Consider the following 24,839-nt stretch of genomic DNA (forward strand, 5'->3'; position numbering starts at 1 on the left):
CGGTCATGGGAATCGAGTTTCAACGGCGCCGCTCAGCGAATCTGAGGCAGGTGAGCGGGGCAGGGATCCATCGTCACCGGGGACCGGACGGAGTTCCTGGCGGTCATCATTGGTCTTGCAGCAACGCGTGTTCTCCTTGCCGTAGCACCACTTTGGCGATCTCGACGGGCTGGTCGCTGGCGCCCAGAGCAAGTGTCAGACGAGCACCGGAATCTGACCTTGTTGCCAGGAATTTCCTCGTGAGGGTCTGCCACTCGGCATTGATGTCCACCTTGCCCCAGAGGCCGAGGTTATCCCAGTCAGACCGATTCAGGGTCAGCGCATATTCCAGGTGCCTGAGTTGCGGCGCGCGCACGACCAGTTCAAAGATGTACTCCTGCCCGGCCACGATCCTCAGGCCGTCATGCTGGAGCTGAATGGCCCAGATGTCGCCATCGATGGAACTCTTGGGGCGAATCCGCATGGGTGGGTGCACGTCGGCGGAGGCGTGGGAAAGAGTCGCCTTCGCAGGCGCCGTCACGGCCAGTTTCCATCCGGGTTTGGCAAGCCTGATCAGTGCCTCTGCGGCCTGTCGCTGCGATAACTGTTCGAACTTCGGCTCATCGGCGATCTCAATGGCCTCGTTGCTGTCGCCCAGCAGCAGCATCAGCTTTGCTGCCGGGTCGTTGTCAGTGGCGATGAATACTCGACGGAAGCTCTGCCACTCCGGGGTCAGGTCGAAGCTTTCATCCAGTCCAAGGATTGCCCATGGCGGTTGCCGAGTGCTCAATGCCACACGCAGAGTCCGGGTGCCGACCGACCGCGCACTCAGCTCCAGTGAGTACATCTGACCCTTTGTGACGGCGAAGTCGCTGCGCTGAACCACCGCTTTCCAAGGATCGCCGGACGGCGTACCCAGGACATCGATGTGCAGCGGTGCACCCGCCTTGGCAGGATAGCCAATGATCGCTCTCATGCTGCCGCCATCTTGACGATTCCAGGATTCTTGCCAGGCACGCATGGGTGGATCCGGGATGGCGTTTGGTGCAAACAACGCGGGTGAGCGAGCGAGCTCGGCCAAAAGCGGATTGGCGGCAATGGCATGTGCGACCGTTTGATGCCACACCGCGGTGGGGTGTCCCTCGTTGGGAAAGAACGATGAGCTGAGATGACCCACATCGACGACGTGCAATCCCGGTTCGTTGCGAATCGGGTCCAGCATTCTGGCTTCAACGTCGTCCAGTAACAGCAGGACGAAGGGAACGCCATGTTCACGACTGAGTCGAGTCATCCCCCGGATCAGCGCTTCCGTCACACGGTACTCGGTCTCGTCCAGCTCGGGACCGTCTTCCCAGTCGGCTTGGCTGTTGACGAGCAAGCTCTTCCAGCGCAGCTGGCCGTTCTCCAGTTCAACATGTGGCAGCCAGCCGGCCTTGCCCTTCGCGAACCAACTCTTCCGAAGATAGTTTCTCTGACGATGGTGGGCGATCAGACCGTACACAACCAATCGTGGTGCCGGCCGGTGTTTGAGCTCATTCTCCAGAGCCAGAAAGGCCTGAGTAGTGCCCCATCCGGAAACCGAAAAGTTGCGTACCTGGATCCTTGGCCATGCCTGGGCTGCCAGCAGATAGGGGTAAGTTAGCTGATCCTCTACGCCGACTCCGAACGTGAAAGAGCACCCCAGAAACCAGACTTCGTCGTGGCCGGCCCCGGGCGACGCAACCGGAAGCCGACGCCATCCCTCGGAATCCAGGTTGTACGAAACGCTGAAGTCGCTGTTGACCTGACGGCCACTGGCATTGGGCGAGTTGCTCCAACCGTAGCGATCGTCATTGCGCACTATCAGTTCAGTCCACTCATGATCCGACTGCCAGACCCGAGGTTTGGCGCCCAACATCATCGAGACGTCGCCGGCCTCAATGGGTCGGTACCCCAGCACGAAGACGACGGTCAGCGTCCCCACGGAGCTCGCGAGCATCATCGAAAACGACGTAGGCAGCTTCCAGGAAGCCAGTCCAAGCAGCGTCACCAGCATCCCCAGAGCCAGAACGAACTTGTGATCTATCCGCATCCAGGTGAAAGGCACCAGGACCGAGGAAAGGACCAGACCCATGGTGATCAGCACCAGACCCAATGTCGTGGCCAGCGCGCAGAACAGGGCATGGAAATTTCGAGTTGGACGGGTCATGGGGACTCGTGTGTCCGACTGGCGCGATGGCCAGCCGGCAATCCATCGACGATCTCAGAGTGACCAGGATGATATCCGTCAGGACTATCGTCGGAACAATGGCCGGAACGTCGCGCAGCGATCGGCGGCGGATCGTTGAGCTCACCGGATTCACTGCCCGTGGATAGACCTGTATGTGCCTCCAGGGCACCAGGGCCGCCATCGACTTGCCTCAATCGCCGCCGAGGACAACAATGCGCGCCTTGCTTGAATGGGTCGCGCATGAAAGGCAAACCGACTTCTTTCGATATCGCCTACCACGCCGGCGTGTCCCAGGCGACAGTGTCGCGTGCGCTGCGGGGCAGTCCGCTGGTCAGTGCCGAAACCCGCAAGCGCATACAGGCCATCGCCAAGCAGCTGAACTACAAGGTCGACAAGAACGCCTCGAATCTGCGCCGCCAGCATTCGGTGACGTTGGCGCTGCTGCTGTTCGAAGACCCGACCTCGGACGATTCGCTGATCAATCCCTTCTTCCTGTCGATGCTGGGTTCGATCACTCGCGCCTGTGCCCGCCAGGGCTATGATCTGTTGATCTCCTTCCAGCAGCTCTCGGAGGACTGGCATGCCGATTTTCAGGACAGCCACAAGGCTGACGGCCTGATTCTGCTGGGCTACGGCGACTATCTGGTGGCCCGCCACAAGCTCGAACGCCTGGTCGAACAGGGTACGCATTTTGTCCGCTGGGGGGCGGTGGTCGAGGGTCAGCCCGGCATTTCGATCGGCTGCGACAATGTCCAGGGCGGCCGTGCGATGGCGGAGCATCTGCTGGCGCTGGGACGGCGACGCATCGCCTTCATCGGCGATGTCTCGCCGCATTGCCCGGAATTCTCGGATCGCTATCAGGGACTGGTTCAGGCGCTCAAGGCAGCTGGACTGGACGTCGATCCGGCCTTGCAGATCGATGCCGCCGATTCGACCGAACTGGTGGGTCAGAGCGCCATGCGCCAATTGCTGGCTCGTGGTGCCCGGGTCGACGCAGTCTTTGCCGCCAGCGACCTGCTCGCCATCGGCGCCATGCGGGCGCTGGAAGAGGCGGGCTTGAGCGTGCCCGGCGATGTCGCCGTGGTCGGCTTCGACGATATCCCGATGGCGAGCTTTGCCAGCCCGCCGCTGACCACGGTGGCCCAGGACACCAAGCGCGCCGGCGAGCTGCTGGTCGAAACCCTGCTGCATGAAATCAAGAACGAGCCGGTCACCAGCGTGATGCTGCCGGCGCGGGTGGTGGTGCGGCGGTCGTGCGGTGGGACTTCGTCCTAGCCCCACCTGTGGGAGCGGCTTCAGCCGCGATTGCACGAGGGCGAGAGGGCACGAGGGCACGCAAGATCAAGAGCTCGCGGTGAGGCTGCCTTTGCGTGCCCTCGTGCCCTCGCGCCCTCCTACGTTTGATGCGCGAATAAGCGCACCGCCAGGGGCGACCGGGACTCTCACGGGGACGCCGTCACGTAGGCCCTGCGGGCCAACGTGACCTACCACAGCTGGCTCAATGTTGATCGGCTGGCGGCACTTGCTGCACACCCAATCGATGGGCCATGGCATCGTCCAGGCTCGCCAGCAGTGTTGGGTCCGTCAGCACGGCGTCAAACAGAAAGACCTGCACGCCATGGGCCGGCACCTCGGCCTCGAAGGGCCTGCCCGGCGGCAACTCGATCAGGGTTCCGTCCAGGGCTGAACGCCAGGGTCCCGCCTGAAGCGCTTCGGTGATCTTGAACGTGGTCGGCGCGTCGGCCTTGTTCAACAACACCAGCGCCGTTTGGTTGACGCCTTCATGCTGGTACACCCGATAGAAGGCCGCGCGGTCGCCGGCGAATTCCAGATCCAGCTGCAATCCGCGCTGCAGCGCGATCGAATCGCGACGCACCTTGGCGATGCGTTTCAGATTCTCGTGGATCGGATGGCCAGAGGCGGCCGCGATACCCTCGACGCCGTAGTAGTTGCGATTGCCGGCATGCTCGGCGGCGCCGCGCATGAACCCGGTTTCCGAGCCGTAATAGAGCACCGGGATGCCGCGCAGCGTGAACAGCAGATGGTGGGCGTCGATGAAACCCTCGTCGCTGGCCTTCAGCCGTGGCATGTCGTGGTTGTCATAGAAGGTCGCCAGATCGTAGGGATTGGCGTAGGGCCCGTTCTCCAGAAACAGTGCATCGGCAATCTTCTCGAAGCCGGCGCCCTTCTCGAAGACCTCGCCAAACGCCGCCTTGAGCGGGAAATCGAGCACGCTGATGGCGCCGTTCTCCGGCCAGGTGTGCTGCGCCACCACCGGGGGATCGAAGGAATAGCGCTCGCCGAACATGTACAGCCCCGGTCGATGCTGGCGCAGTCGCTGGGCAAAATCGTGCCAGAAGGGATTGGGCACATGGCCGATGGTGTCGATGCGCAGGGCATCCGCGCCCTGATCCAGCCACTGCGTGTAGGCACCGACGAAATAGTCGAGCACCTCGGGGCGGGTGTCGTCGATGTTCGAGAGCTGCACCAGATCGCGGGTGTTGTGGAAGAAGCGATGGAGCGGAATCTCGTCCGGCTTGAGCTGCTCCGGCGGCAGGTTCTGATGGTCGGCCAGCAAGGTGCCGTCGGCCGCGTAGATCTCGCCGAATTTGGGCTGATCGATGGGCATCGTGAACGACGGCGAGCCGTGATTGGCGACCACATCCAGCACCGTCTTCAGGCCCTTGGCCTTGAGTCCGGCGGTGAGTTCGGCAAAGCCCAGACCCGGGCTCGGCAGATGTTCGTCCAGCTCATAGAAGTTGACGCCCCAGTAGCCGTGGTAACCGGTCTTGCCCTGATCACTCATCATGGCGCCGAAGACCGCCGGATCGCCGCCGGTGAAGGCTTCGTCCGGATTGTCGACGATGGGCGTCAGCCAGACCGCGCCGAAACCCATGTCGGCGATGTAATCAGCGTGATCAAGCAAGCCCTTGAAGTCGCCACCGAGGTAGCCGATGTTGTCATCCAGGCCTCCGGGCAGGCCCGGCGTCTTGCGGTCGAAGGTCGGGTGCGGGCCGCCCTGATCGCGCTGATCGTTGGACTCGTCACCATTGACGAAACGATCGGTCAGCACGAAGTAGATGGCGTTGCTGGCGAAGGGTTCGAGCGTGCCGTAGTAGTCCTTGGTCGCAGCTGGCGCTCCGACTTCAGGAGTGGCTTGTGGTGTGTCTTGAGAGCAAGCGCCGAGGGCCAACGCCGCAACCAGCGCCAGTGCCAGCCGTAGGTCACGATGTGCGCAAAGCGCGCTACGTGACGCGTTCTGTTCACCGCGGAAAGGATGTCGGGCCATGCCCTTGATCGACTCAAGCATGCGCCACCACCCTTTCCGCACTGGGCTCACGCACCCTCAGCACGCACAAGCCGGCGATCAGGAAGCTGACGCCACCAATCACCAGCGCATAGATCGGTTGGTTGGCGAAGACCGTCTTCAATATGACGCCGAGCACACTGGCCGCCAGTAACTGCGGGATCACGATGAAGAAATTGAAGATGCCCATGTACACGCCCATCTTCTCCGCCGGCAGGCTGTCGGACAGCATCGCGTACGGCAGAGCCAGGATCGAGGCCCAGGCGATGCCGATGCCGACCATCGACAGCAGTAGCCAGTTCGGGTCGCGGATGATCAGGAAGGACAGCAGCGCGCCGGCGCCTATCCACAGATTGATCAGATGGGCCATGCGCAAACCGACCTTGCGCACCAGGAAGGGAATGCCGATCGCGGCGACTGCAGCAAAGCCGTTGTAGGCGCCAAACAGCACATTCACCCAGTCCGCTCCGTTGTTGTAGGCGGCGCTGGTCGGGTCGCTGGAGCCAAAGTGCACCGAGGTCACGGCACTGGTGGTGTAGATCCACATCGAAAACAGCGCGAACCAGGAGAAGAACTGCACCAGCGCCAGCTTGCGCATGGCATCGGGCATGGCATGCAGATCGGCCATGACGTGGGCAAAAACGAAGTCGCGCGGTACCAGCCCCTGAATCAGCAGCGCCAGCCCGTAGGCCGTGACCATGCCGGCAGCCACATAGAGATCATTGCGCAGATCGTAATGGGTCACTGCCCAGAATCCGGCGATGCCTATCGCCAGCCAGATCCAGCCATCCTGCCGGGCCTGGATGGGAGCCAGTTCGGCGTGCGCAGGCGCCACCTCAGCGTCATCAAAGGCGCGCAGTTCTTCCGGCGGATACTCCCGCGAGCGCAAGATCGTCCAGCCCATGGCCAGCAGCAGCACCATGCCGCCGGCATAGAAGGAATAGCGCACGTTGTCGGGAATCTCTCCGGCGGCCGCGGTATTGGCCACGCCCAGCTTCTGCAGTGCCCAAGGCATCAGCCCGGCAACGACCGCGCCGACGCCAATGAAGAAGCTCTGCATGGAATAGCCGGTGGCGCGCTGCTGCTTGGGCAGGTTGTCGCCGACAAAGGCGCGGAAGGGTTCCATCGAGATGTTGATCGAGGCATCCAGCAGCCACAGCATCAGTGCGGCCACCCACAGCGCTGGTGAGTTGGGCATCACCATCAGGGCGCAGGTGGTCAGGATGGCGCCAGCGAGGAAGTAGGGTCGGCGCCTGCCCAGCCGGTTCCAGGTCCGGTCCGAGTAGTAGCCGACCAACGGTTGCACCAGCAAGCCGGTCAGCGGTGCCGCAATCCACAGGATCGGAATCTCGTCGATCTGCGCACCCAGGGTCTGGAAGATGCGCGAGACGTTGCCGTTCTGGAGGGCAAAGGCAAACTGGATGCCCAGAAAGCCAAAGCACATGTTCCAGATCTGCCAGAACGTCAGCTGCGGTTTGCTCTTCATTGCACGCTCCCCAGACACCCATGCCTGCGCCCGTGCATCTTAGAGTGTGCAAGCCCAGACGGCAGGGCGTGCATTCGTATTCATGGCTGCGGCGGCGCGTGCAGGCGCCCGTACGGCAGCCGCCCGCGCTGCGAACCGTCATGCGACGATCCGTATCAACCGCCGGCGTCATTGCGACCCACCTGTTTCGGCCTGAAACTGCCCACCGGCCATGAACCCCCGGCGTCATTGCGACCCCGGACTTGATCCGGGGGAAGCAATCCAGGGATGTGCGCCGCTACCCTGGATTGCTTCGTCGCTTCGCTCCTCGCAATGACGCCCGGTTCCGACCTGTGTAGGTCCAGACTTGTCTGGACGCTTCTTCACCACCGGGCCAACAGGGTCCAGACAAGTCTGGACCTACAAGAGCCCAAAGCCCGTAGCCTTTCCCGTGCCCCGTGCCCCGTGCCCCGTGCCCCGTGCCCCGTGCCCCGTGCCCATAACCAACAACCAACAACCAACAACCAACAACCAACAACCAACAACCAACAACCAACAACCAACAACCAACAACCGGGCTTCACGCGGCGGGGCTATCATCATGGATCAATTTCAAGGAGGAACGCCGATGAGTATGGGAGCCCCTGTAGTCCCCGCCGCTGGTGCCAAGATCACGATTGATGATGCCGGCAAGCTGACGGTACCCAATAACCCGATCATTCCCTTCATTGAAGGCGACGGCACCGGTCGCGACATCTGGGCGGCCAGTGTGCGCGTCTTCGATGCGGCCGTGGCCAAGTGCTATGGCGGCGAGCGCAAGATCCACTGGATGGAGGTCTACGCCGGCCAGAAATCCAACGACGAGTTCGGCACCTGGTTGCCCGAAGCCACCGTGCAGGCCTGCCGCGACTATCTGGTGTCGATCAAGGGTCCGCTGACCACGCCGATCGGCGGTGGCATCCGCTCGCTCAACGTGGCGCTGCGGCAGATGCTGGATCTGTACGTGTGCCTGCGCCCGGTGCGTTGGTTCAAGGGTGTGCCGAGTCCGGTCAAGCATCCGGGCAAGGTCGACATGGTGATCTTCCGCGAGAACTGCGAGGACATCTATGCCGGCATCGAGTTCGAAGCCGGCACCGAGGCCTGCAAGAAATTCCTCGGCCTGCTGAAGGAGAATTTCCCCAAGGAATACGGCAAGATCCGCTTCCCGGACAGCTCCGGCGTGGGCATCAAGCCGGTGTCCAAGGACGGTTCCGAGCGCCTGATTCGCGCCGCCATCGAGTACGCCATCATCAATGGCCGCAAGTCGGTGACCCTGGTGCACAAGGGCAACATCATGAAGTTCACCGAGGGCGCCTTCCGCAACTGGGGCTACGCCCTGGCCGAGCGCGAATTCGCCGACAAGGTCTACACCTGGGATCAGTGGGAACGCACCAAGGCCAAGCAGGGCGAAGCGGCAGCCAATGCCGAGCAGAAGGACGCCATTGCCGCCGGCAAGGTCATCATCAAGGACGCGATTGCCGACATCACGCTGCAGCAGGTACTGACCCGCCCCGAAGAGTTCGACGTGATCGCCACCCTCAACCTCAACGGCGACTATCTGTCCGACGCGCTGGCGGCGCAGGTCGGCGGTATCGGCATCGCGCCGGGTGGCAACGTCAACTACATGACTGGCCACGCCGTGTTCGAAGCCACCCACGGCACCGCACCCAAGTACGCCGATCTGGACAAGGTCAATCCAGGTTCGGTGATCCTGTCGGGCGAGATGATGCTGCGCTACATGGGCTGGACCGAAGCGGCTGATGCGCTGATCCGGGCCATGGACGTGGCCATCGGCAACAAGGAAGTGACCTACGATTTCGCCCGTCTGATGGAAGGCGCCACCGAGGTCAAGTGCTCCGAGTTCGCCGATCGTTTGATTGCGGCGATGTAATCGTAGGGCGGATCCGCCAAAGGCGTATCCGCCGCTAACCCTGCGGCGAGGGTGAATGGTGGAATCCGCTACGCGGGTTCTACCCTACCGGAGCTCCGCCTTCGTAGAGCGGAGCTTGCTCCGCTGCCGTGGCTTGGCTTGTGCTCTTGGCATCTGCGCCCGACTGGAGTGCTGCACATCCTGCCGAGCAAGCTCGGCACTACAAGAGCCTCGTACACCGCAGCCCTGATACTGCGATGCTCGCCCAGCCAATTTGACCCTGCTCCATACAGGCGCCCTTCCACCCGGCATACTTGACGCATCACTGTCCGGACCGGACCTCATGAACAAGTCTCTGAAAATCGTCATTCTCGGCGGCACCGGCTTTGTCGGTCGCTCCATCGTCCACGAGCTGCAGGCGGCCGGTCACCAGATCGATGTACTCAGCCGTAATCGCGAACTGCAGCGCGACCTCGGCATCTATCCGAGCGTGCGCACGCTGTCCACCGATGTCTACGACCAGGCGGCGTTGACCCGACGATTCGCCGGCGCCGATGCCGTCATCAATCTGGTCGGCGTGCTCCAGAACAACGGCTTTGGTGGCAAGGATTTCGACACCGCCCACGTCCAACTCACCGACACCGTCATCGCTGCGATGAAGGCCGCCAAGGTTTCGCGACTGCTGCAAATGAGTTCGCTGTGCGCCGGCGAAGGCGACAGTCACTATCTGCGCTCGCGCGGTGAGGCCGAAGCCCACGTCAAGGCCTCGGGCCTCAACTGGACGCTGTTCCAGCCCTCGGTGATCTTCGGGCCGGGGGACGGTCTGTTCTGCCGCTTCGCGCCCTTGCTGAAGATCGCGCCGGTGCTGCCGCTGGCCCGCGCCGGTGCCCGCTTCCAGCCGGTGTACGTCAAGGATGTGGCCGCAGCCTTCGCGGCGGCGTTGAGCAGCAAGGAGGCGGTCGGCAAGAGCTACCCGCTGGTCGGTCCGCGCACCTACACCCTGTCCGAACTGGTGCGCTACACCGCGAAGGTGTTGGGCGTGAAGCGCCTGGTGCTGCCCCTGCCGAATCTGTTCGGGCGCATTCAGGGTCTGCTGTTCGACGCACTGCCGGCAGCCTTGAAGCCTTTCTCCAGCGACAACTACAAGTCACTGGCCATCGACAGCACCAGCGAACACGACGGACTGGGTGAACTCGGCATCCGCCGCACCCCGCTGGAACTGGTCGTGCCCGAATACATCGGCCGCAGCGAACATCAGCGCCATCTGGATACCTACCGGGCCGAGCGCTAATTTCCCGCTTGGGAGGGCGCCGCGCTGCGGCGCCGCTTTGCGCCGAGCGGAGATCAAGAGCGGCCGCGCAGGCGCGCGTCCCTCCCAGGAGCCGAGGCGATGCAGCACCGGCGTCATTGCGAGCCGCCTGTATCGGCCCAACGCTGCGCACGGGCCATGAACCCTCGGCGTCATTGCGACCCCGGACTTGATCCGGGGAAGCAATCCAGGGGCGTGCGGCGCTACCCTGGATTGCTTCGTCGCTGCGCTCCTCGCAATGACGCATCAACAACTTACGATATGAGTTCATGGAGAGGCGATGCAGCACCGGCGTTATTGGCAGCCACCTGTATCAGCCCGACACTGCCCACGGGCCATGAACCCCCGGCGTCATTGCGACCCCGGACTTGATCCGGGGGAAGCAATCCAGTGGTGTGCGGCGCTACCCTGGATTGCTTCGTCGCTGCGCTCCTCGCAATGACGCATCAACTACTTACGATATGGGCTCATGGAGAGCGTAGCGAAGCAATCCAGATGCACCGCCGCAAGCTACGGCCGAGTGCCCTGGCCGAGGTGACGGGCAAAATCGCAGGATCACGCGGAGGCGCGGAGGCGCGGAGGCGCGGAGAAGTGCGATCCATACTGCCGGCTTATGGCTCTTCTCCGCGGCCTCCGCGCCTCCGCGTGAGATATCCGCACTGCGCTCCAGAGCCGCCCGCGTTCGCCGGTTGCAGAAGTAGGCCGGGTCCGCGCGCCCGGCAGCTTGGGCTGCACGCAGCGATGACGAGCGCGCGGCGCCCGGCAGGCCAAGCCGCGGCCGCCGGCGCGAACATCCCTCGCGCCCATCCCGATACGCCGCGCGCCGGAGCCGCGCTACTCACACACGGGTTCTGGCGGACCGACACGCCGGCCGATAGTGACAGACGATCCAGGGCTTCCCGAAGACGTGACGGGCATTCTTCGCGTTCTCTCTGCTCTTCCTTTGCGTTCTCTGCGCCTGCTTCTGGCCACGACCTGCCTCAGGACTAGATCTTAGCGACGACGCCCTCGCCGCAAGCGTGCTCCTCGCTGGCGTATGCTCCAGCCTGGATCATCAACGGAGCAGGCCCATGGGTGTACTGGATTTCATGAAGTCGGCGGGCGAGAAAGTCCTGGGTGCGGCCACGGCCGGCAACACGGCGGGCGCCTTGCTGGATCATCTCAAGGCCAAGGGTCTGGCCAGCACCGATCTCAAGGTCGAGTACGACGCCGCCTCGGCCACGGTCAAGGTGATCGGCAAGGCCGGCACCCAGGAAGACAAGGAAAAGGTGCTGCTGGCGCTGGGCAATGTCGCCGGCGTGGAGAAGGTCGATGACGGCATCGACGCCGGTCAGGCCGGTACGCCGGCCGGCTTCTACACCGTGCAAGCGGGAGACACGCTGGGATCCATCGCCAAGAAGCACTACGGCAAATCCGGCGCCTATGTGCAGATCTTCGAAGCCAACAAGCCGCTGCTCAAGGATCCCGACAAGATCTATCCCGGCCAGATGCTGCGCATGCCGGTGCTCTGATCGGGGCGCGCATGTTCAGACGGATCTCGCTCTGTCTGGGGCTGGTCGCGCTGCAGGCCCACGCGGCGCCGAGCTGGCAACCCTTTGTCGAGCCCTACAACCAGCTGTTTCCCAGCCTCGAGATCGCCACCGCCACACTGGCCAGCGATCCCGACGATGCAGATCCGGCGGTCCTGGGCGATCAGCAAGGGCTGATAGGCGTTGAATTGTCCGGCGCTCCGGCCGGCGCCCGCTTCGAACTGGTGGTGCGGGTGCCGGGCTTGGCCCGGGACAGTCGGCTGGCCGGAACCATTCCGGATCTGGATCAGAGTCTCAACCTGGCCCCGACCATGGCCTGGGATTTCCCGGCGCTGGCGGCTATCCGCCAGCCCCGCCCGGCCAATATCGAGTTCGAACTGAGCCTGGACGGGCAGTCGCTCGGCACGCGCATCCAGCGGGTGCGGGTGCGTTCGGTCAATGACGCGCTCTATTACATCGACGAGGAAGGCGAAGACGACGATCTGGACTTCAACTGGCTGTTTGCCGCCTACGTCAACGAAGACCATCCGGCGGTCGATGCCATCCTCAAGGAAGCGTTGGACAGCGGCGTGGTGGATCAGTTCGACGGCTACCAGAGCGAAGACGCCGACAGCGTGCTCAAGCAGGTTTACGCCATCTGGCATGTGCTGCAGCAGCGCGGCATCCGCTATTCCTCGATCACCCGCACCGCCAGCGCCCACGACAAGGTGCTGAGCCAGCACGTGCGCTTCATCGACGAGTCCCTGGCCATGAGCCAGGCCAACTGCGTCGATGGCAGCGTGCTGATCGCCTCGGTGCTGCGCAAGATCGACATCGATCCGGTGCTGGTGCTGGTGCCCGGGCACATGCTGCTGGGGTTTGCGCTGGATGCCGAGGGCAGCGAGATGGCCTACCTCGAAACCACAATGCTCGGCGATGTCCAGCCCAAGGCGGAGGACGTCAAGGTCCATCTGAAGGGGCGCGCAGGACTGTCGGTGGACCTGGAAGCCTCGCTGGCCAATTTCGAGGCCGCGCTGTCCGCGGGACAGGAGCAGATCGACGACGCCGGGGATGCCTTTGACGATGAGGACAACGCCGACTACCAGATCATCGACATCGAGGCGGCCCGCGAGTACGGGGTGATGCCGATCACGCGCTGATCGGGGTATCGCCTTCTGTGCGGGCGCCCTTCTGTGGGAGCGGCTTCAGCCGCGACAGCCCGTTCGCGGCTGAAGCCGCTCTCTCACCAAACACGTCGCAAGTCCTTGAATAGAAAATTTTCCGCAAAGGACGCAAAGGACGCAAAGGACGCAAAGTAGGGCGATTCCAAGATTTCGGTTGGCGGTGTCGCCAGAGACCGTGCTCAACCGGACAACCATTGAAATCTTCGCGTCCTTTGCGTCCTTTGCGGACAAAAGAATGAACTCTGAGATCGCCCACACTTCGATGCGCGAACACGCGCACCGCCAGGGGCGACCGGGACTTCCACAGGGGCAGCTACAAGCTCCCTGCCGCAACCACCAGGGCCTCGCCGGCTGCGCTGTGCCAGGCGTTCTCGATGTCATCGAAATCGCGATTGCTTTCGGCCAGCAGCACCAGCGCGCCATCACCGAAGGGCAGTGCGCGAACGGCCACTGTGTCGCGGCGGGTGTCCATGCGCTCCACCCGTGGCTCGTTGGGCAGGTACATGACCGTCACCGGGCCTTCCGGCGCCTGCATGACCATGTGTACCGACCAGCGCTTGTCCAGCGGACAGCGGTTCAGATAGTTCAGGGTCAAGCGGCTTTCATCCACGCGCAGGCCGGCCTCGGTGAACATGCGCTCCACCAGCGGCCCTGGCACGCGCGTGGTCCGCGTCAGCGCGTAGGGCTCGTGCGACAGGTGATCAACGCTGGCGACGATCAGTTCATCGGTGGGGTTGGGCGCGCGCAGCAGACTGGTGGATACCAGCGCCACCACCGCCAGCGACGCCGCCAGCGCCAAGGGCCACCAGCGCGCGCTGGAACGCTGGCGCGCGGGCGGCTGAGCCTGCGCCGCATCCTCCGGCACGGCCGCCAGTATTCGATCCACCAGGCCTGTCGGCACCGGCACATCCAGCGCCGCTTCCAGCTGATTTTCGAAGGCCAGCGCTTCGGTCAAGCGCGCGGCAGCGTCATCGCAGACGCGGGCCTGTGCCGCCTTGGCCAGTTCCGGCGAACGCGGGTCGATCAACAGTTGCCTGCGGAACTCAGAGCAGTTCATGGACTGTCCCCTGACTCTCGCCGCGCAGCAAGGCCTTGAGCTTGGCGCGCGCACGGAACAGCTGGGTCATGACCGCCGAAGCGGTGATCCCCAGTTGTTCGGCGATCTCGTCGCAGCTGAAGCCCCCGACCAGCTGCAACAGCAGCGGTTCGCGGTATTTTTCGTCGATGCGGCCGATGGCATCGCGCATCTCCTGGATCTCACTCATCTCGTGTGCGCTTGGGCTGTCCTGATCTTCAACGACGACATCGGCGATGTCGTCCAGCGGTGGCACCTTGCGTTCGAACAACCGTGCGTGTTCACGGCGCACGATGGTCATCAACCAGGCCTTGGCCTTCTTCTCGTCACGCAGATCCGCCAGCGATCGCCAGGCCCGCAAGAAGGTCTCCTGCACCAGATCCTGAGCCACCGCCGAGTCGTGACAGAGCCAGAAGGCAAAGCGATACAGATCGGGCGAAAGCCGCCGGACCAGTTGATCGAATTCGCTACGTTTGGCATCCATGGCAAGCTAGACCGGCCCAAGTGGCGATGGCTTTCGTAGACTAATGTATCGGCACCGCGGCGGAGAGCGACATGCGCTGGTTCATCGTGATCTTCGGCTTGGTTGGCCTGGCCATGGCCGTTGCCGACTTCTTTGTCATTCGCCACACGCTCAACTTTCGTGATGGCGCCGTCACCACCGAAGGCGAAGTGATCGACTTCGTCAGCTCCCGCGGCAGCAAGGGCGGCACCATGTACGCGCCACGGGTGCGCTACAGCGTGCCGCTGCCCGAAGGCGGCGCGGGTGCCAGCTACGAGATCGTCGGCAGCGTGCGCTCCTCCAGCCGCGGCTACGATGTGGGTGAGAAGGTGAAGGTGCTGTTCCGACCCGATCGACCCGCTGACGGACAGATCGGAAGCTTCATGGAACAGTGGTTCGTCGCCACGATCCTCAGCGTGTTCACGCTGGTTTTTGGCGGAGTGGCGATCGGCATGATCGTGTCCGCCATCCGCCGCAAGCGCATGTACGACTGGCTGGAGCACAGCGGCATGACCGTGCAGGCGCGCATCGTGGAAGTCGGCAAGAACACCAGCCTCAAGGTCAACGGCCGCTCGCCCTGGGTCATCCGCGCCCAGTGGCAACATCCGGTGACCAGCAAGGTGCACATGTTCCAGAGCGAGAACCTGTGGTTCGATCCGAGCGAGTTCATCGGCGATCGCGAGCAGATCGGCATACGCATCGACGCCGATCAACCCGAACGCCACCGCGTGGACATCAGCTGGTTGCCCAAATCGGCATAAGCGCTCTTGTAGCCCGAACTGCGCGCAGCGCTGTCCGGGCGGTGACGCGAAGAGTCCCCCTGAGCCGCTACGCGGCACAACGGGCTACAAATGCTCTTGTAGCCCGAACTGCGCGCAGCGCTGTCCGGGCGGCGACGCGGAAGAGCCCCGCTGAGCCGCTGCGCGGCACAACGGGCTACGCTACAGCACTACCCGATGTTCTTCGGCCGCCCCGCGTACCGCGCTCAGCGCAATGCGCTGATCAAAGGTCACCAGCCGGCCTTGGTGTTTCACGGCCAGCGCCAGCAGGTACACGTCGGTCAGCTGCCTTGGCCCATGTACACGACTCGAATCGACATGGTTTTCATCCAGCAGACTGATCGAATCGGGCCAGAGTTCATGGTGCGGCGCATTGGTGGCGCCGCGCAGTCGCGCCATGGCGTCGTAGAGGCTGGTGGCATTCGGATAATTCGGCTGGGAAACGATGCGCAGGTAGCCGTTCTGGGTGATGGGGCACGAGGCCCAGCCGTGAGCGATATTGGCGTCCAGCCAGTTCCAGGCCAGCGCGTGATGCTGATGCGCCCCATCCAGCAGCGCAATCAGCACATTCACATCGAACAGCGCACGCAATCCGGCTAGTCCTCGCCCAGCGCTTCGCGCAGGGCGTTGATCTGGGCATTGCTCACGGTGACGCCGCTGCCGGGCTTGGGCGCAAAACCGTAGCGCGGCGAGGATTCAGCCACGGCCGAAGTCCTGGCCTGCAAGCCCATCCGCGCCAGTGCGCTCAGCACCGCACCGGCAGTACTCTTCTGGCGCTGAGCCAGATCCTTCACTGCCAGCAGCACGTCTTCATCGATGTCGAGTGTGGTGCGCATGCATCTGATGCTAACACATCAGTTTTCGTCGAAAACCGTCGCAGCGAAAGCCAGTCGCGGCCGGCGTAGGGCGGGACCCGCCCGCGACGTGGTGGCAATGAGCGGGGCATTTCGCAGGCGGATCCCGCCGCCCGACTCGCGTGTGGTCGAAATCGTCTCCGGGCCATCGGCAATCGGCCTACAAAAGATTCCACCTTACGCGTTACGAAGGCCCGGAACCCAAGCTCTTGTAGCCCGAACTGCGCGTAGCGCTGTCCGGGCAGTGACGCGAGGAGCCCCGCTGAGCCGCTGCGCGGCACAACGGGCTACGCCCACAGGAGCCGACGATGGTCGGGTCGCTTCAGCCCTCGAAGCCGTGTTCGAAGATGGCGCTGTTGTCACTGGCCGAGGTGAATACGTAGACGCCGCCGCCGCCGATGTTGGTGACGTAGACGTTGCCGGCCTCATCCTCACCGAAGCCGGCGATGCTGTAGGGCGTGTCCTGCCAGACGTTGACCTGGGTCAGGCCAGGCGACCAGGTGCCGTTCGCCGCACGGGTGGAGAAGTACAGCTCGCCGGTGCAGTAGTCGGAATTGATGTAGGTGCCCCGCAGCGCGCCGATCGGGCCGCGATAGCGGTAGCCGCCAGTGATGGAGCAACGCCCCGACAGGTGCTGATAGGTCTGGAATGGAGGCAGATAGTTCACGAGCGGCACATTGCAGGGCGCGGCGGTGGTGAATGTCGTGGTGCCTTCAAAGCACTTCCAGCCCAGATTCACGCCCGAGGAACCGGCGGGCAGGTAGGTGACTTCTTCCCAGGCATTCTGGCCAACGTCGGCGATGAACAGATCACCGGTGACCTTGTCGAAGCTGATGCGCCAGGGATTGCGCATGCCGTAGTGCATGATCTCGTCGCAGGTCTGGTTGCTGCCGACAAAGGGATTGTCCGGCGGGATGCGATAGCCGGCCGGCTGTCCGGCGGTCGCCGCGCACATCTCGCTGCTGGCACTGGCAGTGGTCTGGGTGGGATCGATGCGGATGATCTTGCCCAGCAGGAAGTAGTTGGTGCCGCCGCCCGGTGAGCAATTCGACGGCGTGCCATCCAGCGGCTTCTTCCACAGGCATTGGGCAAAGCCGTTGGGATCGCCCTGCGGTCCGCCATCGCCCATCGACCAGTACAGGTAGCCGTCAGGACCGAACACAATGTCGCCGCCGTTGTGGTTGCCAGCCACATCCGGCACCTGGATGACTTCCCGCCGCGACGTGAGATCTGCCACATCGGGGTTGCCGACGGTGGTTCGGAACTCGGCAATGGCCTGCGGGTTGCCGGAGGTGGTTTGGGTGTAGGCCACATAGAAGCGGCGCTCGTTGACGCCATCGTAGTCCGGGTGAAAAGCCAGGCCCAGCAGTCCTTGCTCGCTGGAAGTAGCCACCGATATCGTCAGCAGGGGCGTGGCCACGAGCGCGCCATTCTTGTACACGCGGATGACGCCGTTCTTCTGCACGATGAAGATTCGGCCTGAGCCATCGCCAGCGTGACGCACGGCAAGGGGCTGACTCACGGCACCAGGCGCGACTATCTGGGTCAGGGTCAGATCTGGTGGCGGCGTCTGCGCCAAGGCGCAAGGAGCCACCAGCATGGCGGTCAGAAGCAGAGCAAAACGCAGCATGAGTATCCCCGGGGCGTCCGATCGACAGAACCCGAGGATAACGTCAGCCCACCGGCCGGGGTGTGAAACCTGGCCCGATTCGCGCGGCGCGCCCCTCCTTGGGCGCGAGAATCTGCGGTCAGGCGCCGGGCTTGTCCGGGCCTTCCAGACTGGGCGTCGTGTTCGTGTCTGGCTGTGGCTCCGGCGGCGCCAGCTGCGCCCGCGCTTCCGGCGTGATCGCCACGATGCCCTGGCGCAACTCGCGCGAGAGGATGATGCGGGCGTCGGAGCCGAGCTGGTTGAGTTCTGGGCCGAAGGTCAGTTTGCCGTTGTCGTCGACGCTGACGATGCCTTCGGCCTTGAGCATCTGGATGAAACTCTTGAACAGGGCGCGATCGCCGAACTCGGGGCCGGACAGCTCGTGCAGCAGGGCCATGCGCTGAGCGGTGACGGTACACAGGGTTTCCAGTTCGCCCGATGACAGCACACCGGGGCCATTCTTGCCGAGCACGGCGATAACCACGTAATAGCGCTGGAAGGTCTGCAGCAGGCTGTGGGCGAGCACGCGCAAGCCGAAGAAGGCGTCGCCGCCATCCGCCGGGCGTGAGATCCAGCCGCCTTCGCTGTCGACATTGACCAGTCCGCGCTGGGCCATGAAATCGGCGGCAGCATCGATGCGCTCGACGAAACCGTCGGCATCCCAGGGCAGGAACAGCTCGGTCTTGATGAAGGGATAGACCATGCGCCCCAGGCGCCCCAGACCCTGTCGCGACAGTCGGCGGGTGTTGAGCAGGCAGCACGCCACCCAGGACACCGCCGCGAACACATGGGTGACGTTGTTACGGTAATAGGACAACAGCACGCCCTGATCACCCTCAGCCCTGAGGACATCGCCGAGCGGGTGCTTGAGCCGCCCGATCCAGCCCATGCTCTCGCCGTAGGCGACGATCTCGGTCGGCGTCATGGTGGTGATCGTGATGCGATCGCTGAACGGCAGCTCGCGGGCCAGGTCCAGGAATATCTGCAGGTGGGCGACCAGATCGGCTTCGCCGATGGCGTGCTTGGGGGTGCCGAGGATCACCAGCGCCAGCAGCGCCACCGGATTCAAATCGGCCGCGCCGTTGATGTTTTCGAGAATGCGGTGGGAGAGGTCGTCAACAGCCGACGAGAACCAGGCCGGCCGGTCGTTCTCGCCGGTCTGCTGCTCGCGCCAGTCGGGGGCGTGATCCTGCAGCACCTGATCGAGTTCGATCGGCTCGCCGAAGTTGACCACCACGCGGCCGTAGCGGTGGCGCAGCACCGACAGCGAGCGCAGCAGCCCGATCCACGATTCCTTGGCCTTGGGCTGTCCGGAGAGTTCGCCGAGGTATGACTTGCCCTCGATCAGCTTCTCGTAGCCGATGTAGACCGGCTGGAACAGCACCGGCCGCGCGCGTTCGCGCAGGAAGGCGCGCACGGTCAGCGCCAGCATGCCGGCGCGCGGCGGCAGCAGCCGGCCGGTACGGCTGCGACCGCCTTCGATGAAGTACTCCAGGGCCACACCCTGGCGCACCAGCCGGGTCACGTATTCGCTGAACACCGCCGAATACAGCGCATTGGCCTTGAAGCTGCGGCGCAGGAAGAAGGCACCGCCACGTCGCAGGATCGGCCCGACCACCGGCAGGTTCAGATTGACGCCAGCGGCAATATGCGGCGGCACCAGACCATTGCGATACAGCAGATAGGACAACAGCAGATAATCGATATGGCTGCGGTGACAGGGCACGTAGACCACTTCATAGCCGGGCGCCCGCTGCCGGAAGGCGTCGAAATGGTGCAGGGTCACACCGTCGTAGATGCGGTTCCAGAAGCCCTGCAGGATGAAACTCAGCGAGCGCACCACCGGATGCGAATAGTCGGCGGCGATCTCACGGGCATAGGCGTTGGCCTTCTTGGCCGCCGCCTTGTAACCGCCCTTTTCCTTGTTGGCCTGGGCGGCAATCGCGGCGCGTACCGCATCGGCGCGCAGCAGATCGCCCACCAGCGTGCGCCGGTGTGAAAGGTCGGGCCCGATCACCGCGCCACGAATGCGCCGGAAATGCACGCGCATCAGCAGCGACAGCTTGTGCGCTGCGCGCTTGAGGTCCTCGCTCTCGCCGATGGCCTGATCCAGCGTCACCGGGGGACTGAACTGCAGTAACGTGTTGCGGCCGTTGAAGAGAATCGCCAGCAGCCGCCGGAAGCGGCCCACCACCACCCAGTTTTCACTGAACAGCACCTTGAACCAGCCGGCGCTGCGGTCCGGCGCGCGACCCACGAAGATCGAAACCGGCACCAGTTGCACCTGCACATCGGGATCGCGGCGGATCGCCCCGAGCAGGCGCTCCAGTCGCACCGTGCGATCGCGCAGCTGGCGTCGGTTGAGCAGCCAGCCCGTGCGTTTTTCGATGGCGAAGATCGCCGGCGGCGGCCGGCTCAGGGTGGCCAGTGGCAGAGGATCGATTGGACGTGGCCAGCCGGCTTCGCGGCAGGCGCGGTCGAGGATGGCCACATTCGAGAGGCCCTGCCGATCCAGGATGTAGCAGACCGGCTTGCCCGGATCAAAGGGCGGCTGATCGGTCTCCGGCGTGATCCGGGTCAGCCGCAGAAAGGGGTGCAGCACGGTATCGACCAGCGCCAGCAGGGCGCGTCGGAACCATGGCGCCTTGACGACGATATTCGCTTCGCTCATGCGGGTATGGCTGATTGCGGGGTACAGACGCAAGCTTAGCGCGGGCCGCTGGTGCCCGCGCCAAAGCAGTGGTCGACGGTCAGCTTGTGCTGACGCTTGAGCTTACTCGTCGGAGGCGTCGTCGTCGCCGTCTTCATCGCCGCCCGCAGCGGCGGCGGCTTCTTCGGCCTTGGCCTTCTCGATCTGCTCCAGCATGTCCTTGCCGTACCACTTGCCGTCAACCTTCTTCATCTCGCTCTCGAAACTCAGCGGCGCATCGAACAGCGCGTAGCTGACCTTGAGCTTGGCGACGTCGCCGGTCTCGCTGACGACCTCGGTCTTGACGCTGTCGGCGATGGCATCGAGCGAGAAGCCATAGGCGGCCAGAGCGTTCTTGACACCGCCGACAGCCGGGCCGGCCTTGACCAGCATCTCGTCGAAGGACAGGGCCTTGATGTCATCAAGCTTGGTAATGCCGGTTGCACGCAGACCCTCGGCCAACGCCGTAAGGGCATTGCGCATCAGCGCCGGATCGGCAAAATCGGTCTTGGTCAGCCAGCCCGACAGGCCGTTCATGAATTGCGTGGCCTGCGTCTTCTGCTGATCGGTCAGCTCGGTGCTCTGTTGAATGCTCATCGTGGCCATGCCCTGACCCATGCCGATGATGCCGGCCAGCTGCGGCTTCATTTCGGCCAGCTGCGGCTCGATCTCAGCCATGATCTTGTCGACGCCGTCGGGCGCCGTGATCTTGCCCCAGCTCTCGGCGAACTCGGCGCGCTCTTCGTCGGTGATGGGCTCGGCGCGCTGCTTGTCCCAGTCAGCGCGGATGCGCTCCAGCTCAGCCGGCGGCATCGACGCCTGCAGCAGCGCCTTCAGATCATTGTTGCGAAAGGCCTTGACCTGAGTTTCCAGTGCGCTTGAGGCGGTAGCCTGGGTGGCGACCATGGCTTTTTCAGCCGGTGCCGCGCCCGGCGCGGGTTCATCCTTGCCGCAACCGGCAAGCAGGGCGCAGCCAAGCGCGACGGCAATCAGGGAATGGCGGAAGGACATGGGGAAACTCCTGAGTATCGAAAAGGGGGCAGTGCCTGCCGGTCGATGCGCTCCGGATCCGAGATCCGGCGCACCAAGGCGGCCTCAACGGCAGCTGCAGGGCGGGACTCTAGCCCGGAGACGAGATCGTGCGCAAACGCCAAGTGCGTTAAGCGAGCGTCCGGGTCGCCTCTGGCAGTGCGCTTGTTCGCGCCTCAATCAGGGGCGGGGGGCGGGGGGCAGGGGACCCACGTCGCGGCACGGTCAGATCATGCGTCGTGATTGGACACCTGCCCCCTGCCCCTTGCCCCTTCCTTGCAGCTCAACAAATCAATGAACCAGGGAATGTTCGGTGAGAACCGGGGTCGTCCCCTCTGGCCGCGCCCGAAGCTCTGCCGGGCCGTCCCGTCGATTCACCAAAGAAAAAGGCGGAGAGGGCCTCCGCCTTTATGGGCCTTTTCGGCCTTGTTGTTATGAGCGCTTCCTGCGCTGGCTGTAATCGTCACAGCAATGTGTGTATTGATAGTAAGTTAGATGATATTCCTAAGTCAACACCTTAGGTAAGTGCGCTAAGGTGGTGAACGGGGCACGGGGCACGGGGCACGGGACACGGGGCACGGGACACTGGCAAGAGGGCAGGACGGCACACCGAGACTCCCGCCGGGGATGGCGTCATTGCGAGCCACCTGTGTCGGCCCGACACCGCGCACGGGCCATGAACCCGCCTGGTGCGCGTAGCCCGTTGTGCCGCGCAGCGGCTCAGCGGGGCTCTTTGGCGTCACCTCCCGGAGAGCGCTACGCGCACTTTGGGCTACAAAAGCCGGCTCTTGCCGGAATATGGGAATTCAATGACCTAGGACATGGGTTCATGGAGAGCGTAGCGAAGCAATCCAGAAGCATGGCGTCAATAGCGTTGGATTGCTTCGTCACTCCGTTCCTCGCAATGACGCGGCTGTTGTGGGTCCAGACAAGTCTGGACCCACAACAGCCCGAAGCCCGCAGCCTTTCCCGTGCCCCGTGCCCCGTGCCCCGTGCCCCGCAAATACCTGCTACGCAAAGATCTCGGCGATGGTGCGCTGTATGGCCTGCGCGGCGGCGCGGGGGTCTTCGGCCTGGCGGATGGGGCGACCAACCACGATGTAGTCGGCGCCGTTGGCGAAGGCTGTGGCAACGTCGACGGTGCGCTGCTGATCATCGCCGCCGGCGCTGGCGCGGATGCCCGGACAGACGATCAGCGCTGCCGAGCCGAGTTCGCTGCGCAGGCGGGCGGCCTCCAGGCCGGAGCAGACCAACCCGGCGGCGCCAGCGGCAATGGCCTCGGCGGCGCGCGCCGATACGCAGCTGGCGAGCGGCTGACTCACGCCGCTGGCCTGAAGTTCGCCTTCACTGATGCTGGTCAGCACCGTGACCGCCAGCAGGCGCATGGATCCGGCCTGGCCAGCCGCCGCCTTGATCGCGGCTGGATAGGCGTGCAGGGTCAGCAGATCAGGTTGATGGCGGGCCATGCCGGCGACGGCCGCGGCCACGGTCGCCGGAATATCGTGCAGCTTGAGATCGGCGAACACGCGTTTGCCAGCGGCCTTGAGTTCGGCCAGCAGCTCGAAATAGCCACCGCTGCTGAGCAGTTCCAGTCCGATCTTGTAATGACTGACGGCATCCCCCAGGCGCGCGATCCATTGCCTGGCCTGATCAAGGTCGGCCACATCCAGCGCGAAGATCAGGCGTTCGGCCAGCGGGATTTCGGGGTGGTGCACGGTGGTCATGGCATTCGGTCCGGCCCGGAGTCGCCGCAAAGATACAGGGGCCGCCGTGTGCTGGCCCGCGTCGCTCTCATTGCCCAACGGACATCTGGCTGCTTTGCGCCCTAGCCCGCATTTCTCACACTAAGTAGTGCACCGGGGTTCTCAAATCAGATAAAGTTGAGTTGCGAGAACAACTTAGCTGAGATTTGCGGAGAACCCCGATGCCGACACAGTGTAGCGCGACGAGCACGATTTTTGAGCAAGTGGATGGTCGTCAGGTGGTTGCCGGATTTGATGGCGGCGAGATCACGTCGGATGCGGGCGCACTGCTTCTGGGTCGCGTCGATGATTCGATCAAGCTCATGGATCGGCTGGCCGGGTGCTTTCAAGATGGTCGAGATCCCGAGTTGATCGAGCATTCGGTGCGGACGCTGGTGATGCAGCGTGTGGTTGGGATCGCACTGGGCTACGAGGATCTGAACGATCACGATCAGTTGCGGCACGATCCGGTGTTGGCGGTGCTGGCGGGCAAGCTCAAAGCGCAGCGCAAGGACTGTGCGCCGTTGGCGGGCAAGTCAACGCTGAATCGGTTGGAGCATGCGCCGAAGGCGACGCCGGGTGAGCGTTATCGAAAGATTGCGCATCATCCGGAGCAGATCGAGTCGTTGTTTGTGGATTTGTTTTTGAGGCGCACGAGACGCCGCCGGAGTCGATCGTTCTGGATTTGGATGCGACCGACGACCCGCTCCATGGGGATCAGGAGGGGCGGTTCTTTCATGGTTATTACGATGGTTACTGCTACCTGCCGTTGTACGTGTTTTGCGGCAAGCATCTGCTGGCAGCGAAGCTGCGCCGGTCGAACATCGACGGCAGCGCGGGCGCGGTTGAAGAGATGGATCGGGTGGTGGGACAGATCCGCAAGCGCTGGCCCAAGGTGCGGATCACGCTTCGGGCGGACAGCGGTTTTGCACGCGAGGAGCTGATGGCGTGGTGCGAGAGCAACGCCGTTGACTACGTGTTTGGACTGGCCAAGAACGCGCGTTTGATCGAGGTGCTCGAGCCGGCTTTGGCGCGGGCTCAGGCGCGCCAGGCGCGCAGCGGAAAGGCGGAGCGGGAGTTCACGGATTTCCGTTATTCGACGCGCAAGAGTTGGAGTCGTGAGCGCCGCGTGGTGGGCAAGGCAGAGCAGTTACCGGGTCTAAGCAATCCGCGCTTTGTGGTGACCTCGCTGACATCCGAGACGTGGTCAGCGCGAGCGCTGTACGAAGATCTGTATTGCGCTCGCGGGGAGATGGAGAACCGCATCAAGGAATGCCAAGGGGACCTGTTCGCGGATCGCACGTCGACGGCCACCATGCTCGGCAACCAGTTGCGTCTGTGGTTGTCGTCGTTTGCCTATGTCCTGATGGACGCGCTGCGGCGAAAAGCACTCGCCGGCACTGAATTGGCTCAGGCAACCTGCGGCACGCTGCGTTTGAAGTTGCTGAAGATCGGCGCCTGGGTCGTTCGGAGCGTTCGTCGGGTTCGTATCGCGATGGCGTCGAGTTTCCCGTACCAGGACTTGTGGAGCGCCAGCTACGCTCGTCTTGCCGACAGCGGCTGATTGAAACCAGCGATCCTGCGTCAACGGCCCCTTCCGGGGCTACGGCCGTCGGCGGCGGGCAATAAAGTCAAACAAATCAGCAAGAAA

General features: G+C 63.6%; 17 protein-coding genes and 1 pseudogene. 7 read left to right on the top strand and 11 right to left on the bottom strand.

Annotated features, from left to right (window positions below; translation table 11 throughout):
* Positions 1–106: 106 nt before the first annotated feature.
* Entirely contained in the window at positions 107–2,167 is a 2,061-nt protein-coding gene (locus H7A19_12325; protein MCP5475614.1) for a carbohydrate binding domain-containing protein, read from the bottom strand.
* Between the two features lie 261 nt (positions 2,168–2,428).
* On the opposite strand from H7A19_12325, the gene H7A19_12330 reads away from it, so the two are divergent.
* Positions 2,429–3,463: a LacI family DNA-binding transcriptional regulator gene (locus H7A19_12330; protein MCP5475615.1), complete on the top strand. Its 1,035-nt coding sequence runs from the start codon at positions 2,429–2,431 to the stop codon at positions 3,461–3,463.
* A 223-nt stretch (positions 3,464–3,686) separates the two neighbouring features.
* Here the strand turns inward: H7A19_12330 and H7A19_12335 are convergent, their stop codons facing one another.
* Together H7A19_12335 and H7A19_12340 are read right to left on the bottom strand one after the other, a co-directional pair.
* Positions 3,687–5,477 (bottom strand): cyclomaltodextrin glucanotransferase, encoded by a 1,791-nt coding sequence (locus tag H7A19_12335; protein ID MCP5475616.1) that lies wholly within the window; start codon positions 5,475–5,477, stop codon positions 3,687–3,689.
* A 13-nt stretch (positions 5,478–5,490) separates the two neighbouring features.
* Positions 5,491–6,981 (bottom strand): MFS transporter, encoded by a 1,491-nt coding sequence (locus H7A19_12340; GenBank protein MCP5475617.1) that lies wholly within the window; start codon positions 6,979–6,981, stop codon positions 5,491–5,493.
* Positions 6,982–7,588: 607 nt separating this feature from the next.
* Between H7A19_12340 and icd the strand changes: the two genes are divergently transcribed.
* The 4 genes from icd to H7A19_12360 all read left to right on the top strand — a co-directional run bounded on the left by icd (position 7,589) and on the right by H7A19_12360 (position 12,846).
* On the top strand, positions 7,589–8,890 hold the full coding sequence (gene icd / locus H7A19_12345; protein ID MCP5475618.1) for an NADP-dependent isocitrate dehydrogenase: 1,302 nt from the start codon (positions 7,589–7,591) through the stop codon (positions 8,888–8,890).
* Positions 8,891–9,212: 322 nt separating this feature from the next.
* Entirely contained in the window at positions 9,213–10,160 is a 948-nt protein-coding gene (locus tag H7A19_12350; protein ID MCP5475619.1) for a complex I NDUFA9 subunit family protein, read from the top strand.
* A 1,088-nt stretch (positions 10,161–11,248) separates the two neighbouring features.
* On the top strand, positions 11,249–11,689 hold the full coding sequence (gene lysM / locus H7A19_12355; GenBank protein MCP5475620.1) for a peptidoglycan-binding protein LysM: 441 nt from the start codon (positions 11,249–11,251) through the stop codon (positions 11,687–11,689).
* A gap of 11 nt (positions 11,690–11,700) precedes the next feature.
* Positions 11,701–12,846: a hypothetical protein gene (locus H7A19_12360; protein MCP5475621.1), complete on the top strand. Its 1,146-nt coding sequence runs from the start codon at positions 11,701–11,703 to the stop codon at positions 12,844–12,846.
* Between the two features lie 337 nt (positions 12,847–13,183).
* On the opposite strand, the gene H7A19_12365 is transcribed toward H7A19_12360, so the two are convergent.
* Positions 13,184–13,927, bottom strand: coding sequence for a DUF3379 family protein (locus tag H7A19_12365; GenBank protein MCP5475622.1), 744 nt, complete (start codon positions 13,925–13,927; stop codon positions 13,184–13,186).
* A complete protein-coding gene (locus H7A19_12370) occupies positions 13,914–14,429 on the bottom strand; it encodes a sigma-70 family RNA polymerase sigma factor (GenBank protein MCP5475623.1) in 516 nt (171 codons plus the stop codon). Before H7A19_12370 ends, H7A19_12365 begins: the two co-directional genes overlap by 14 nt.
* Positions 14,430–14,500: 71 nt before the next feature.
* Here H7A19_12370 and H7A19_12375 point away from each other — a divergent pair, with 71 nt between their 5' ends.
* The gene (locus tag H7A19_12375; protein MCP5475624.1) at positions 14,501–15,208 is read left to right on the top strand and encodes a DUF3592 domain-containing protein; all 708 of its coding nucleotides are present in this window, start codon (positions 14,501–14,503) and stop codon (positions 15,206–15,208) included.
* A 180-nt stretch (positions 15,209–15,388) separates the two neighbouring features.
* Here H7A19_12375 and H7A19_12380 read toward each other — a convergent pair whose 3' ends face one another.
* The 6 genes from H7A19_12380 to pyrF all read right to left on the bottom strand — a co-directional run bounded on the left by H7A19_12380 (position 15,389) and on the right by pyrF (position 23,170).
* Positions 15,389–15,817 (bottom strand): PIN domain-containing protein, encoded by a 429-nt coding sequence (locus H7A19_12380; protein MCP5475625.1) that lies wholly within the window; start codon positions 15,815–15,817, stop codon positions 15,389–15,391.
* Between the two features lie 5 nt (positions 15,818–15,822).
* Complete coding sequence (locus tag H7A19_12385) at positions 15,823–16,062, bottom strand: antitoxin (GenBank protein ID MCP5475626.1); 240 nt, start codon at positions 16,060–16,062, stop codon at positions 15,823–15,825.
* Between the two features lie 340 nt (positions 16,063–16,402).
* Positions 16,403–17,710: a PQQ-dependent sugar dehydrogenase gene (locus tag H7A19_12390; protein ID MCP5475627.1), complete on the bottom strand. Its 1,308-nt coding sequence runs from the start codon at positions 17,708–17,710 to the stop codon at positions 16,403–16,405.
* Positions 17,711–17,828: 118 nt separating this feature from the next.
* The gene (plsB, locus tag H7A19_12395) at positions 17,829–20,399 is read right to left on the bottom strand and encodes a glycerol-3-phosphate 1-O-acyltransferase PlsB (GenBank protein ID MCP5475628.1); all 2,571 of its coding nucleotides are present in this window, start codon (positions 20,397–20,399) and stop codon (positions 17,829–17,831) included.
* Between the two features lie 102 nt (positions 20,400–20,501).
* Positions 20,502–21,428: a hypothetical protein gene (locus tag H7A19_12400; GenBank protein ID MCP5475629.1), complete on the bottom strand. Its 927-nt coding sequence runs from the start codon at positions 21,426–21,428 to the stop codon at positions 20,502–20,504.
* Positions 21,429–22,456: 1,028 nt separating this feature from the next.
* A complete protein-coding gene (gene pyrF / locus H7A19_12405) occupies positions 22,457–23,170 on the bottom strand; it encodes an orotidine-5'-phosphate decarboxylase (GenBank protein ID MCP5475630.1) in 714 nt (237 codons plus the stop codon).
* 200 nt (positions 23,171–23,370) lie between these two features.
* On the opposite strand from pyrF, the pseudogene H7A19_12410 reads away from it, so the two are divergent.
* Positions 23,371–24,752 (top strand): annotated as a pseudogene (locus H7A19_12410) (IS1380 family transposase).
* Positions 24,753–24,839: the final 87 nt, after the last annotated feature.

It is taken from the genome of Rhodanobacteraceae bacterium (assembly GCA_024234055.1).
In the GTDB taxonomy this organism is placed as follows: domain Bacteria; phylum Pseudomonadota; class Gammaproteobacteria; order Xanthomonadales; family SZUA-5; genus JADKFD01.